The following is a 13726-nucleotide window of genomic DNA, read 5'->3' on the forward strand; positions in this document are numbered from 1 at the left end:
CGGCGGAACCGTCACCGTCCGAAATCAGACGGCCGCGCGCCGCAACTGCCCCAGATCGTTGCTGAAGACCGTGTCCCGAAACGAGCGCAGCAGTTTGGCGTCGAGCTTGCCGTCCATTTCGTTCAGGATCGAAAAAGCCTGCCTGGGACTGTAGCTGTCCTTGTAGGCCCGTTTCTCCGTCAGCGCCGAATAGATGTCGCAGATCGTCACGATCCGCACGGATCGTGAAATCTGGCTTCCCTGCAAACCTTTCGGGTAGCCGGTTCCGTCGATGAATTCATGATGGGACACGGCGATTTCGCAGGCGTCTTCCGGCACGCCCCCGCAGGTTTCCAGGATCTGCCTGCTATGGTCCGGATGCCGGTTGACAAGCTTGCGTTCCGCGTCCGTAAGCCTGCCGGGCTTGTCCAGAATCGACAGCGGGATCTTGATTTTCCCGAGATCGTGCACCATGGCGCCAAGACCGAGACGAATCTGGCCCGATTCGGGAAGTCCGAGTGCCTTGGAAAATCTGATTGTGTGACCCGTCACCATCATCGTATGGCAAAAGGTGTGACTGTGATGCTGCTGGACGGCGGAAAGCCATGCGTCTATGCCCTCCGACTCGATCGTGGCGGCGATATCCTGCGCGCTTTCGACGAGTTTTCGAACTGGCAAGGGCGTGCCATTGAGCGCTGCCGCCGTCATCTCGTTGAGCGATGCGCATGTGTCCGTTACGGCGGCCCTGACCTGTTCGCAGACAGAGCCGTCGAGCTGAGGCTGCGCGTAGTCTCCGAGTTTGCCGCGCAATTTGCCCAGGAGAGTGTTGAAGGAGTCGTTCCTGTCGACAAGCTCGTGGCAGCCAAGTTCGCGCACCTGCATGACTTGCTGGCGGTTCTGGAAATCGACAAGGCCGATCATCCGGAATCCGGACCTGTCCCGCAGGGCTTTCAGATGGTGCAGGTGGTCCAGCGGGGCGGCGAGAAAGTCCGCAATCATCACCGCATCAGAGGGCACATCCGGATCCAGATCGGGAAACCTCACCAGCCTGGCCGGGTAGGTCGAAGCGATGCCCAGGAATTGCTTCGAGATCTTTGTCAGGTCCGATGCGGAAAGTATTACCTGCATGGTGGTGTGAATACTCAGAATAAATGATTTAACACATGAAATCTAATTCGGTATTCATAAGAAAGACTTAAAAAAAACACAAGAATCGGGTCTTTCGGATAACTTCGGTCCGTGAATATTGTCATTTTTAACGATATACTTTTGTTGGACTATCCTGCCGGTTGAGCCGGGTTGCCGGCCGGGGCAGCGACCGGGGCAGCGGCCGGCGGGTGAGGCCTGGGGGGCGAGGTCTGCTAACTCGCGAACAGCAAGGCGCTGCCGGCCACCACGAGTGCCGCGCCCGCCCAGGCGCCGAGAGCGGGCATTTCACCTGTGCGCCACCACATCATCGGCAACATCACCACAGGTGTCGTGGCTGACAGGGTGGCCACGATGCCGACTTCGCCGCCGGAAAGCGCATACAGGATCAGGGTCATGCCGAGACCCATGCCGAGCAGGCCGGAGACGGCGATGATGCCGACGATGGGCAGGGTCAGGCTGCCGGACGGTTTCACCCAGGACACGGGCAGCCGGGTCAGAACCACAAGCCCGAGGGCCGCAACGGCGACACGGATGCTCGAGGCGGCAACAGGATCCGCGCCCGCCTCCATGATCGGACGGGCGATCAGGGAGCCGACGGACTGGGACAGGGCGGCGGCGAGGCCGACCAGGACGCCGACCCAGAGCGGGCCCTTTATGTTCTCCCATTTGTGCAGTTGCGACTTGCGTTTACCGAAACGGATGGCCAGCAGGACGCCGAGAAAAGTCAGCAGGAGCCCGCCGACTTGTACCGGAGACAGATATTCGTCCAGAACCAGCCAGCCGAGGATCGCCGACATCGGCGCGTTGAGGGAAAACAGCATGGCCGTCCGGCGCGGCCCCATGCGGTTGAGGGTCAGGAACAGGGCGGTGTCGCCCAGAAAGATGCCGATGAAACCGGACAGGACCAATGGTGCGAGATGGTCGTTGCCGATGGACGCCCAGCCGGTGGTCGCAGCCACCCAGAGGCCCAGCATCACAGCCACCAGCACCATTCGCGTGCAATTGAACGCGATAGCTCCCAGATGCAGGGCGGGCCCGGCGGAGAGCAAGCCCGTGAGGGCCCAGAGCGAGGCGGCCCCGAGGGCGGCGGCTTCGTAGAGAAACATTGAGATTACGGTTTTCTGGACAGGAAGGGCACGTCAGCCGGTTTGCTCAGCTCCATGGAGCGGAAGTGCGGGTCTTGTCGTTCTTTTTCACGTTCTTGGCAACACGGAAGAGAGCATTGCCGGTCAAACGCCGATCCTGGCGGGCCGGACATGGAAAGAGCGCGGTGGCTGGCCACCGCGCTCCGGAATTGTCTTGCCGGATTTCGCTGGATCCGGTTGTCAGGAACCGGCCTGTTCAGGCTGCGGCGACATTGCGCAGGAAGTTCTCGACTTCCTGTTTCAGTTCTTCCGTCCGCGATGCGAGCTGGCCCGACGCGTCCAGAACCGCCTGGGACGATTCCAACGTCTCGTTCACCGTGCCGGAGAGATCCGACATGCGCGAGGAGACGAAGGTCGTGCCTTCCGCTGCCTTCTGGGCGTTTTGGGAGATTTCGCCCGTTGCAGACCCCTGTTCGTCGACCGCGGCGGCGATGGTGCCGGTGTAGGAGTTCACCTCTTCCATGATGGTCGTGATCTCGGCGATGGCGTTGACCGACTCCTTGGTGGCTTCCTGGATCGCGGTGATCTGGGCGCTGATTTCCTCGGTCGCCTTGGACGTCTGGGTGGCCAGCTCCTTCACTTCCGCCGCAACGACGGCAAAGCCCTTGCCTGCTTCTCCGGCCCGTGCGGCCTCGATCGTGGCGTTGAGGGCCAGCAGGTTGGTCTGTTCGGCGATTGCCTGGATGAGCGTGACGACTTCACCGATCTTCGAGGCGGAGGCAGCGAGGCCCTCGACCTTTTCGTTGGTGACCCGTGTGCCTTCCGTGGCGCGGCCGACCACTTCCGTGGTCTGGGAAACCTGACGCGAGATTTCACCGATGGATGCGGACAGCTCTTCGGCGGCACTTGCCACGGTCTGGACGCTGGAGGTCGCCTCGTCGGAGGAATTGAGCGTTTCCGTTGCGCTGGCGGCACTCTGACCCGACAGGTCGGAAAGCCTGCCAGCGGTGTCTTCAAGGCCGTGAACGGTTTCGTCGACGGACCCGAGAACATTGGAAATGCTGTTCCGGAACGTACCGATCAGGTCCTGAACCGTGTTCTGCCGACCGGCTGCCGCCTCTTCGGATTCCCGCTGCTGGTCCGCAAGCTCAAACCGCTCTTTGGCTCGGGTCCTCAGCGTGTTGACCGCATTGGCAAGGATGCCGATCTGGTCGGTACGGTCCTTGAACGGAACCTCTGTTTCCAGGTTGTCCCGGGCGATGTCCTCGGTAATCTCGGCGAGCCGGGTGATCGGGCGCATCTGACGGCCGATCGCATAAATCAGCAACAGCACGGAGATCAGGACAACCGGCAGGGCCCAGAGACCATATCGGCTCATCAACTGGGTCACATTGGCCTGCACGGCCGCTTTTTCAACCCCGGCATAGAGGATGCCGATGGTTTCACCCGTGCCGGAGAAGATCGGCTGGTAGACCGTGTAATAGTCCTTGCCGAGAATGGTCGCCTGGCCGTTGAAGGTGGTTCCCTTCGTCACGATGGGATAGACGGCGCCGTTCTTGCCGAGCGGCGTGCCGACGGCGCGTTTGCCGTCACCCTTGATGATGTTGGTGGACTTGCGCCAGAAATCCCTCGTTTCGGGATCCCAGGCGAACACCGTTGCCGTCTCGCCCGTCATGCGGCCAATCACGTCGATCATGTCGTGGTTTTCGAAGCTCGGAATTTCGGCAAGTTCGATCTTCGAGACATTGCCGTCCGAATTCCAGCTTATCCGTGCGCCTTCAACTCGTTCTTGCAGTATTGTTGCTGCAACACGCAGGTTGACGTCCTGTTTCTTCAGAGCAGTGTCCTGCGCCTGTTCATGCGCAACCTGATAAAGAATGACGCCGACCACAAACATGGAAACGGTCAGGACACCGGCGGACACGACCGCCAAAGTGGATGTCACGCTCAGCCGAGCGAAGATATTATTCATCGAAGCCCTCTCTTCTCTCCCGGCGGTATGGTCAGGCAAAATACTTAAGCCAAAGGTAACGGGCGTTACATATCCCGGAAATGCGCCATTTTTTTCTCAATTGACGGGTAAGTATTTGCAATATTACTTGATTTTATGGAGTGACAGGCTGCTGAAGGGGACAAAACCGGCGTTTTTGGACGCTTTTCTTCTTCTGCTGCCGTCATCGTCACGCAGGTCAGTGTGACGTGATTCCGGGTGTCGCGAATCAACCGGTCCGCGATGGACGGTACGCCGCCTTCGGGTGTCAGGCCTGCGCAGGCGCGCGCGTCGACCCCGCACCGATGACCCGTCTGCGGATCGGTTCCGCGGGCGGAAGGTCACGCAGGGCGGCATGATGGGGCGACTTGATACAGGTCGGGTCGGTCGCGGCGGCGTCGCCGGTCATGGCGAAGGCCTGACAGCGGCAGCCGCCGAAATCGATCTCCTTCCTGTCGCAGGAGCGGCAAGGCTCGGGCATCCAGTCGTGGCCACGAAAGCGGTTGAAGGCTTCCGAGCTTTCCCAGATCTCCCGCAGCGACCTCTCTTTGACCGTGTGGAACGCCATGGACGTGATCGTCTGTGCCGCGTGACACGGCAGCACGGTGCCGTCCGGCGTGATCATGAAGGCGTCCGAGGCCCAGCCGCCCATGCAGGGCTTCGGGTAGTCGGCATAATAGTCCGGCGTCACGAAATCGATGTTGAGGATGCCCTTCAGGTCCTCGCGTGCCGTTTCGACGAACGCGACCTGGCGCATGACCTCATCGTAGTCGGGCAGAAGCGCAGCCCGGTTCAGGTAGGCCCAGCCGTAGTATTGGACATTGGCGATTTCCAGCCGTTCGGCGCCGAGTTCCAGGGCAAGGGCAACGAAGTCCGGAACTTCGTGAATGTTGAGTTTGTGAATCGGCGCATTGACGGTGAGAGGCAGGCCGAGTTCCCGTATCCAGGCAGCCGCCTGACGTTTCTTGTGATGTGCGTTCTTGTAGTGGCCGATCAGTTCCGTCGTGTCCGCGTGGGCGCCCTGGAAACTGACCTGGGCGTGGTCGAGGCCGGCGTCGACGTAGGTTTCGAGGCGTTCCAGGGTGAGGGTAACCGCGGCGGTGATGAGATTGGTATAGACACCCCGGGCGCTCAGACATCCGATCAGCTCGTCCAGGTCCTTGCGCAGGGTCGGTTCTCCGCCGGACAGGTGCACCTGAAGGATGCCGAGATGGGCCGCCTGGCCGAAGGTATCGAGCCAGGTTTGCGTGTCCAGTTCCCGGTTGGCCTTGAGCAGTTCGACAGGATTGGAACAATAGCCGCATTGCAGCGGGCAGCGATGGGTCAGTTCGGCCAGCATGCCCAGCGGTGGTCCGGGAACGGGACTTTCGGCCTGACCGGTCATGGCCGGGATCCGTGATCTTGTCGTCCGTGCGCTTCCGGGCGGCAGCGGACCAGCAGCCGGTCGGACCATTCCTGCAGGAAGGCGATGACATCCGGAGCGATGTCAGCGGCGGGTGCGTTGTAGACCTGGGCGAGGCTTTCGGCGATTTCCGAGACGGTGGCATCGCCGGTGCAGCGGCTGAGGATGTCCGCGCTGATCTCGTCCGGCCAGAGCACCTTCTCGGGAGCGAGCACCACCCATCTTGCTCTCAGGCCGTCGTAGCGCAGGTGGACGTGAGAGGGCAGTGCGGGCCGGCTCGCCGAGGTTACTTCCGTGCGTTGGCGCAGGGCTGTCACGGGTCTACTCCGTGCCGGCCGGACGGAAGGCGCCAGGCGCGATCAGGCCCGGTTCCACATAGGCAAAATGCAGGGCATCGAGCATCGACCACAGGATATCGCATTTGGCAAAGAGCGCCTCGACGGCGTCGGCCTGCCTGTCCGGCGTATCGGCCCACAATGTGACGAGATCGAGCGCGTGCTCTGCATCGCGTGGCGCCTGATGCAGGCGCGGCTTGAAATAGGCGAGCGTGTCCTCGGTGATGTAATCGTAGCGCGCGAGCATCGCGGGAACACGTTCGCCGATGGCGACCGGTGAAAACAATTCGGTCAGGGACGAGGCAACCGCAACCAGCAGGGAGGACCGGGAGACCAGGTCGATATAGGCCTGAACGGCAAAGCGGGTCGCGGGCAAGGCGTATTTGCGGGACTGCACCATGTCCGTGTCGAGCCCGAGCCCGTCGGCCAGTTTCAGCCAGCGCTTGATGCCGCCGTCCTTTTCCGCGCCGTCACCGCCATCATGATCGACGATGCGCTTGCGCCACTCGCGCCGGAAGTCCGGGTCCTCGGAACGGGACAGGATGAGGGCGTCCTTCTTCGGGATTGCCGCCTGATAACAATAGCGGTTGAGGGCCCAGGCCTGCATCTGCGCCTTGCTGAGGTCTCCCGCGTTCATGAGTTTGTGAAAGGGATGATGAATGTGATAGCGATCGAAACCGGCGGTCCGCAGCGTCTGTTCCAGTTCCGAGGCCGAAAGCAGGCGTCCGGCCTTGCGGATTTCGTCAGCCGCTGATGGGGTCACGCCCGATTGGGTGCCCGATCGAGCGCCGGACTTCTCGGCGCCTTGAACGGCCCTTGCCGTCGCCGTTTTCGTCATAGCGTCAACTCCATCCCGTCATAGCCGATCTCCCAGCCTGCCGCTGTCACCGTTTTCGCGGCTTGCGAGCCGGGGTCGAGGATGGGGTTGGTGTTGTTGATGTGCACGAAGATCCTGCGGCCGAGATCGACATCCTTCAGCGCCTTCAAAGTGCCGGTCGCTCCGCCGATGGCCATATGTCCCATGCGGGCACCGGTCTTGCTGCCGACACCCGTATCCGCCATCTCCGTGTCGTGAAAAACCGTGCCGTCGAACATGAGGCATGCGCCGCCGTCGATCCGCTCGCGCAGGGCATCGGTTACGGCGGCGCAGCCGGGAATGTAGAAAAGGGTTTTGTCGGACTCTTGCGCGGATGGCGCATCGGAAACGCGCAGGGCGATGCCGATGGTGTCGCCCGCAGCCGTGCCGAAATTCCGGTCGTTCTCGTTTTCGAGAAACAGGGCCACCTTGCCGGGGACGGCAAAGGTCTCGGCGGTTAGGCCGAGAGGGCCTTCGGGTCCTTCCAGGACGGTCGTGCCTTCAAGGGGAAGTTCTCGCCGTTCCACCACCTCGGGGTTCAGGACCTGGAAGATGCTGTTTTCGGCAAGGGTCTTCAGGACCCGGGCCGTTGCATAAAGAATGAAAGGTTCGCGCTCACGCAGGGAGAGGAGCCCGGCAATGTGGTCCACATCGGCGTTGGTCAGGACAACGGCTCCGATCGGCGTATGCCGGAGCGGGCCGTCCGCCCGGGGCTGCAGGTCCGGGCTCGCGGCAATCTGCTCCCGGATATCCGGAGAGGCATTGAAAACAGCCCAGCTTCGGCCGTCCGCGCTCGCAGCGATGCTCGATTGCGTCCGGGCCAGAAAGCCGGGCCTTTTTTCACGCACGGCGCGGCTGAGCGGGGCGTTGCAATTCCATTGCGGAAAGCCGCCGCCGGCCGCGGAACCGAGGACCCTTATTTTCACCGGGTGCCTCCCCCTGCGTGGTGCCGAATTATTTCTTGCGGCCGCAGGTGCCGATTTCAGCAGGCATGTAGCGCGTGACTTCGAAACCGGCTTCAACGGCGGTCATTGCGGGCTTTTTCCAGGTTTTCATGTCGTCTCCTCCTCTGGTTAACATGAGGGGAAAGCTTAACATTGGGCATCCCTGCTCGCAGGCGCCACCTTAGTCGGTGTTTTTATTCGGGCGTGCGCAGAGGTGCGGCCGCACTTGTTGCGATCAAGTATTTGATCGCGTGCAGGTTTTCAGGAAGGTCGCAAGAAATGGCGGCAAGGCGCCTGTTGCGATGCAAAAAAAGTCGATGGTGGCAATCGGAGGATTGCACGTTCCGGTCGAGACCCCTTGCAGAGGGATGCCGGGCGCCTGTCGATCGTCCGGACCGGTGCGTCGAAGTGCACCGGTCCGGATCGGCTTTAAAAAAACTCAGGCCGCCGCTTTTTTCGGTGAGATCAGGCCGCGGTTGATCAGGACCTCGGCAATCTGGACGGTGTTGAGCGCGGCGCCCTTGCGCAGGTTGTCGGAGACGACCCACAGGTTGAGACCGTTCTCGACCGTCGCATCCTCGCGGATGCGGGAAATGTAGGTCGCGTCTTCGCCGGCGCTCTCATAGGGGGTGATGTAGCCGCCGTCTTCCTGCTTGTCGATGACGAGACAGCCTGGCGCTTCACGCAGGATGCCGCGCGCCTCGTCTGCGGAGATCTCGTTCTCGAACTCGATGTTGATGCTTTCCGAATGACCGATGAACACGGGAACGCGCACGGCGGTGCAGGTCACCTTGATGGCCGGGTCGAGCATCTTCTTGGTTTCGGCCAGCACCTTCCATTCTTCCTTGGTGTAGCCGTCTTCCATGAAGTCGTCGATGTGCGGGATCACGTTGAAGGCGATGCGCTTGGTGAACTTTTGCGGTTCGATCGGATCGTTGACGAAGATGGCGCGGGTCTGGTTGAACAGTTCCTCCATCGCCTCCTTGCCGCCGCCGGAAACCGACTGGTAGGTCGACACGACGATGCGCTTGATCTTCGCGTGGTCATGCAGCGGCTTCAGCGCCACGACGAGCTGCGCCGTGGAGCAGTTCGGGTTGGCGATGATGTTCTTCCTGGTAAAGCCGGTGATGGCGTCGGCATTCACTTCCGGCACGATCAGGGGCACGTCCGCGTCGTAGCGCCACGCAGAGGAGTTGTCGATGACGACACAGCCCTTGGCAGCAATCTTCGGCGACCATTCCTTGGAAACGGTGCCGCCAGCGGACATGAGACAGATGTCGGTGTCGGAGAAATCGTAGTTCTCCATCGCCTGGACCTTCAGCGTCTTGTCGCCGAAGGAGACGTCGGTCCCCTGGGAGCGCCTTGAGGCGAGGGCGATGACTTCATCCGCCGGGAAGCCGCGTTCGGCCAGAATGTCCAGCATCTCGCGGCCGACATTGCCGGTGGCGCCTGCGATTGCGATCTTGAAACCCATGTCTGACTAATCCTTGTCCGTCTCCCCGCTCCGCCGGCCTGCCCGTTGAGGGGCGCTGCCGGCTCCTGGCGCCTCCCATCCCCGGGGAGACGGGATGAGCGGCACCGTCAAGCGGTGGTTTTGGTGGTCTTGGTGGTGCGTTTAGGAGCGGTTGCGGCAGCCGTCAGGGTCTCGCCGCGCATAAAGGTCGCGCTGGCAAGGGCCTGGGACATCATATCCAGAATGTCGGCTTTCAGCCGGGTCATCGGAACTCGCAATCGTCAAAACTTGAGACGGCGGAGTTCTTGCCCGGAATCCCGCCAAAGTCAACAGGTAAAGCCATGACCGGCCCGATCCGCCTTGCCAGCGGCCGGTGCGAAAGCGCGTTGGGCCCGGACTCACGATGCCCGAAAAGTGTATCGCAGTCTGTCTATGCGTGGAAAAGGCGGCCTGGTCCGGCCGACTTCCAGGGAAGGCCGGCAAGGACCATCATGTGCCAGGCCAGCGCCAGATTGGAACTGATGACCGGTTTGCCCAGCCGCTGCTCGCAAGCCTCGATCACCTTGAAGGTGCGCAGGTTCGTGCAGGACGCGAACACGGCCTCCACCTCCGGGTCGCTGCCGACCCTGCAGATGGCTTCCTCCACGGACGCCAGGGCAATGCGCGCGACGACGGCTTCTTCGCCCTGGTCGAAAGAGCCGACGGTGACAGGGTCCAGGCCGTTTTCTTTCAGGAAGGCGCAAACCGCGCCGGAAACGCTGGCCACATAAGGCGAGACCACGGCGACCCGCGTAACCTTCAGGTGCTTCAGCGCGGCAGCAACCGCGCTGGCCGGATTGGTTGCCTGCGCTTGTGGGTGAACCCGGCGGATGGCGTCGGTGACGGCGTCCGGCCCGATCATCGTCGCCCCGGATGTGCAGGCATAGGCGACGGCATCGAGCGGACGGTTCGAGGGCAGGAGCGCGGCGGCACCGGCGAGGCCCGATTTCATCTGCATCAGGGTTTCCGGCGTGACCTGCGGCGCGCTTTCGATCCGGGTGTGATACAGGGCGACGCCGTCCAGATCGAACAGGCTGCGAAATTCGCTTTCGATGGTTTCGTCCGCGCGCAGAACGATCAGTCCAAGCGCCGCCTTTTCTCCCGGGCCAGTGTCTGTTTCAAAGCTCAGTTTCATGCCCCTGCCTTTCAAGCCCCTGTCTCCGAAAATCAGCCACCGATGACCGGAATGTCCGGTCCGGAGGGAACACTCAGGAAGTCCGGATCCCCGTCGCGAATGACGATGTTTTCCTCGTGGACCATCATTTTGCCGGCGCCCAGATCAATGCCCGGCTCGAGCGTCAGCACCATGCGCTCGCGAAGCACCGTCTCGTCGAAACCGGTCAGGGACGGGGCTTCGGTCAACTGCATGCCAAGACCGTGACCGAACCTGCCGACATCGCCTTCGCCCTGGCCGATCGTGTCCGCCATGGCCCGGTACAGGTCGGCGCAGGTTCGTCCGGGCCGGGCAATGGCCGCGGCAGCTTTCACCGCCGCAACAAGCGTCTCATGGGCTCGCCTGACGGCCTCGGAGGCCGTTCCGATCGCGAAGTTGCGGTCGAAGTCGCAGAAGTAACCGGTTCTGGTAGCGCCGGTGTCGAGCATCAGAACGTCGCCGGCCTTCAGTTCCCGTTCGTTCGGCGGCGAGATCACGTCGCCATAGCCGCCCTGGCCGGCGCCGCCGACAAGATAGGGAACGTCATCGGCGCCCTGGTTCAGCAGTTCGATCCGGAACGCCCGGAACACGCCGCTCAGGGGCTGACCCTCATGGAACAGGCCGGGCGCATTGGCAAAGGCCGCCGACCCGATCCGGCAGATGTCGCGCAATCGCCCTATTTCAGCTTCCGATTTCACCATTCGGAGGGCCTGGACCAGATCGGTGGCATTGACGAATTCCGCGCCGGTCAGGCGGTCCTGCAGCGCCATGAAATCGGCCAGGGGCATGCGCAGCGAACTTTCGCGGCCCATGGGCATGCCGATCCGGCTGTACTCCCTCAAGGCGTCCGCCAGGGTGCCGATGCCGTCATCGACGGGATGCGGCGCGGAGAAGGTGCGGATGTCGTCCAGCCAGGTGGTGGCCATCAGGTGGGCGCCGATCTGCGGGATCACCGCAACCGGCTTGCCGCCGGCCGGCACCACGAGGAACCACGGCCGGGTCGGACTTTGCCAGAAGGGTGTCCTGAATCCGGAAAAATACCGGACCTCCGCTTCCGTGGTGAAGAACAGCGCGTCGAGACCGGCCACGCGCATGGCGCGCTGCGCCCGTTCGGTGCGCGCCGCGAACTCGGCTTCGGGAAAGTCCGGTTCAGCCATCCTCCGGGCCTTCCGAAAGATAGCAGAGCGCGCGTGTCTCCGGTCCGAGGTTCAGCGCGCGGGCGTGGGCGCCGGCATGATGCAGGGCGGCGATGCCGGCGGCGCCCGATGCCGTCGTTGCCAGAGCGTGCTCCGCGAGCAGAGCGACCGTTTCGGCTGCCTCTTCATCCGAAATCGTCGCGAAGATGTCCGCTTCCCGCGCCAGATACTTCAATGCCAGGTGCGACGGTTCCTTGCAGTCGAGCCGTCCCATGATCGAGACGGGGCCGGGCGCGGCGACCGCCTTGCCGGCCTGGATGCTGGCCTTGAGCGCGGGCGCGAAGTCCGGTTCCACCACCACGATGGTAACGTCCGGACCCCAGGTGGCCCGGGCGCTGAACGCGCAAGCGGCCGCTAGACCGCCGACACCGGCCTGCAAGAACACATGGGTTGGCGGCTCGGGTATCTGCCGCGAAATTTCGGTGCCCATGATCAGGTAGCCTTCCATGACGTCCCGTCCGGCGCCGGTCATGCCCGGCCACGTGCTGTCGGGAAGAAGGACCCATCCGTTGGCCTCGGCCTGCCGTTCGGCTTCCGCCATGCTGTCCTCGTAGGTGGCGCCGGCCCTGACAACCGTCGCCCCCGTTTGCCGAAGCCGCACCGCAAAGGCTTCCGGCACCGTTTCGGAAACAAAAACGGCCGCCTTCGCCCCGCAGAGCGGCGCGCCGGTGGCGAGCGACAGCCCGTGGTTGCCCGCGCTGGCGCAGGCGAAGGTCACGCCCTCGAGAGCCGTTCCAAGGTCATTCGCGTTGCCGTCCCGGACTTTCTGCCCGGCCCGTTTGGCGATCGCATAGGCCGCGCCCAGCGCCTTGAAGCTGCCAAGACCCATCCGGTTGCGCTCGTCCTTGAGGTAAAGCGCGCCGATGCCGAAGGCCTGCGCAATATCCTTGCGGTCCAGGAGCACGGTCGGGCCTCCGTCCGGGCTTCTTGCCAGAAAGGTCTCCGCCGCCACCGGGGTTTCGGAGATCGTGCCTTCCGCAAGGCCTTCGGGGTTGGGCAGGCCTTCGCCAAGCCAGGGATTTTTCAGTATGTCCATGGGCCACCTTGATCGTGTCGATGGCACAGGTCATCAGCAGTCACCGCCAATTTCAAGTGCTGCGGTGCCAAATGACGGTTTCCGTCCAACTCGCGGTGTTTTCGCGACAGCAATCCGGGGCTTGAAAAACTTCTATAAATCGAGATATCATGATTTATGGATATAAATGACGCCTTGGGTGCCTTCGGGGCGCTCAGCCAGAAAACACGGCTGGATGTGTTCCGGCTTCTGATCAAAGCGGGTCCCGCCGGCATGAGCGCAGGTGACATCGGCGAGGCGCTGGGCGTTCGCCAAAACACGATGTCGGCCAACCTGTCGGTGCTGCTGCAGGCGGGTCTTGTCCGCAACGAACGCGAGGGGCGGATCATCCGCTATTTCGCGGATCTGGACGGCACCAGGCAACTGTTGACGTTCCTGATGGCTGACTGCTGCGGCGGTCATCCGGAATTATGCGCGCAGGTCATGGAAACGATTGCCTGCCATAAATCGTAAACCACGCTGGGAGACCCCAATGTCGGACGAAGTCTATAACGTGCTTTTTCTATGCACCGGCAATTCCGCCCGGTCCATTCTGGCCGAATCCATCCTGAACAGGGACGGACAGGGCCGTTTCAAGGCCTATTCCGCCGGCTCTCACCCGAACGGCAGTGTTCGGCCCGAAGCTCTGGAACTGCTGAATAAACTCAATTTCAAGACCGAAGAGCTTCGCTCCAAGGACTGGAGCGAGTTCGCGGAACAGGGTGCCCCGGTGATGGATTTCGTCTTCACCGTGTGTGACAACGCCGCAAGCGAAGTCTGCCCGGTCTGGCCCGGCCAGCCGATGTCGGCCCATTGGGGCCTGCCGGATCCTGCGGCGGTTGATGGTACGGAAGCCGAGCGGCGGCTGGCGTATAGCGACGCCTTCCGCATGCTGAACAACCGCATTTCGATCTTCATGAACCTGCCGATAACGTCCCTGGACAAATTGTCCCTGCAGAAGAAACTGGACCAGATCGGCACGTCCGCCCACGAGCCGGCCTGAAGTGCCGCGTCGGGCACCCGCCCGACGTGACGCCATCCGGTCTCTGACGCCCTCAGCATTCGACCCACCCTGTGCTCATCCGGGCGCA

At 62.4% G+C, this 13726-nt stretch carries 15 protein-coding genes; 2 read left to right on the forward strand and 13 right to left on the reverse strand.

From position 1 onward, the window contains the following. Nucleotides 1–24: 24 nt before the first annotated feature. From AC0VX3_RS03555 to AC0VX3_RS03615, 13 genes are all read right to left on the reverse strand, one after another. Complete coding sequence (locus AC0VX3_RS03555; protein ID WP_475523563.1) at nucleotides 25–1107, reverse strand: HD-GYP domain-containing protein; 1083 nt, start codon at nucleotides 1105–1107, stop codon at nucleotides 25–27. Nucleotides 1108–1340: 233 nt separating this feature from the next. Next, nucleotides 1341–2234 (reverse strand): DMT family transporter, encoded by an 894-nt coding sequence (locus AC0VX3_RS03560; RefSeq protein WP_475523564.1) that lies wholly within the window; start codon nucleotides 2232–2234, stop codon nucleotides 1341–1343. A gap of 235 nt (nucleotides 2235–2469) precedes the next feature. Beyond that, nucleotides 2470–4185, reverse strand: a complete 1716-nt coding sequence (locus tag AC0VX3_RS03565) for a methyl-accepting chemotaxis protein (protein ID WP_475523565.1) — start codon at nucleotides 4183–4185, stop codon at nucleotides 2470–2472. 286 nt (nucleotides 4186–4471) lie between these two features. Continuing rightward, on the reverse strand, nucleotides 4472–5587 hold the full coding sequence (pqqE, locus tag AC0VX3_RS03570; protein WP_475523566.1) for a pyrroloquinoline quinone biosynthesis protein PqqE: 1116 nt from the start codon (nucleotides 5585–5587) through the stop codon (nucleotides 4472–4474). Continuing rightward, entirely contained in the window at nucleotides 5584–5922 is a 339-nt protein-coding gene (gene pqqD / locus AC0VX3_RS03575) for a pyrroloquinoline quinone biosynthesis peptide chaperone PqqD (RefSeq protein ID WP_475523567.1), read from the reverse strand. Before pqqD ends, pqqE begins: the two co-directional genes overlap by 4 nt. 4 nt (nucleotides 5923–5926) lie before the next feature. Continuing rightward, nucleotides 5927–6778 (reverse strand): pyrroloquinoline-quinone synthase PqqC, encoded by an 852-nt coding sequence (pqqC, locus tag AC0VX3_RS03580; RefSeq protein WP_475523568.1) that lies wholly within the window; start codon nucleotides 6776–6778, stop codon nucleotides 5927–5929. Next, nucleotides 6775–7722, reverse strand: a complete 948-nt coding sequence (gene pqqB / locus AC0VX3_RS03585; RefSeq protein WP_475523569.1) for a pyrroloquinoline quinone biosynthesis protein PqqB — start codon at nucleotides 7720–7722, stop codon at nucleotides 6775–6777. Before pqqB ends, pqqC begins: the two co-directional genes overlap by 4 nt. 28 nt (nucleotides 7723–7750) lie before the next feature. Further along, nucleotides 7751–7852, reverse strand: coding sequence for a pyrroloquinoline quinone precursor peptide PqqA (gene pqqA, locus AC0VX3_RS03590; protein WP_103223263.1), 102 nt, complete (start codon nucleotides 7850–7852; stop codon nucleotides 7751–7753). Nucleotides 7853–8179: 327 nt separating this feature from the next. Continuing rightward, nucleotides 8180–9214 (reverse strand): aspartate-semialdehyde dehydrogenase, encoded by a 1035-nt coding sequence (locus AC0VX3_RS03595; RefSeq protein WP_475523570.1) that lies wholly within the window; start codon nucleotides 9212–9214, stop codon nucleotides 8180–8182. Nucleotides 9215–9321: 107 nt separating this feature from the next. After that, on the reverse strand, nucleotides 9322–9459 hold the full coding sequence (locus tag AC0VX3_RS03600) for a hypothetical protein (RefSeq protein ID WP_342893703.1): 138 nt from the start codon (nucleotides 9457–9459) through the stop codon (nucleotides 9322–9324). 164 nt (nucleotides 9460–9623) lie between these two features. Continuing rightward, nucleotides 9624–10367: a maleate cis-trans isomerase family protein gene (locus AC0VX3_RS03605; protein ID WP_475523571.1), complete on the reverse strand. Its 744-nt coding sequence runs from the start codon at nucleotides 10365–10367 to the stop codon at nucleotides 9624–9626. Between the two features lie 32 nt (nucleotides 10368–10399). Further along, nucleotides 10400–11542 (reverse strand): M24 family metallopeptidase, encoded by a 1143-nt coding sequence (locus AC0VX3_RS03610; protein ID WP_475523572.1) that lies wholly within the window; start codon nucleotides 11540–11542, stop codon nucleotides 10400–10402. Further along, complete coding sequence (locus AC0VX3_RS03615; RefSeq protein ID WP_475523573.1) at nucleotides 11535–12617, reverse strand: pyridoxal-phosphate dependent enzyme; 1083 nt, start codon at nucleotides 12615–12617, stop codon at nucleotides 11535–11537. The genes AC0VX3_RS03610 and AC0VX3_RS03615 overlap by 8 nt, the downstream gene beginning before the upstream one ends. 156 nt (nucleotides 12618–12773) lie before the next feature. Between AC0VX3_RS03615 and AC0VX3_RS03620 the strand changes: the two genes are divergently transcribed. Both AC0VX3_RS03620 and AC0VX3_RS03625 read left to right on the forward strand, forming a co-directional pair. Next, entirely contained in the window at nucleotides 12774–13109 is a 336-nt protein-coding gene (locus AC0VX3_RS03620; protein WP_342893707.1) for an ArsR/SmtB family transcription factor, read from the forward strand. Nucleotides 13110–13128: 19 nt separating this feature from the next. Beyond that, nucleotides 13129–13638: an arsenate reductase ArsC gene (locus AC0VX3_RS03625; RefSeq protein ID WP_475523574.1), complete on the forward strand. Its 510-nt coding sequence runs from the start codon at nucleotides 13129–13131 to the stop codon at nucleotides 13636–13638. The last annotated feature ends 88 nt before the right edge of the window (nucleotides 13639–13726 follow it).

This window comes from Roseibium sp. QJM3NY_11, assembly GCF_056173175.1.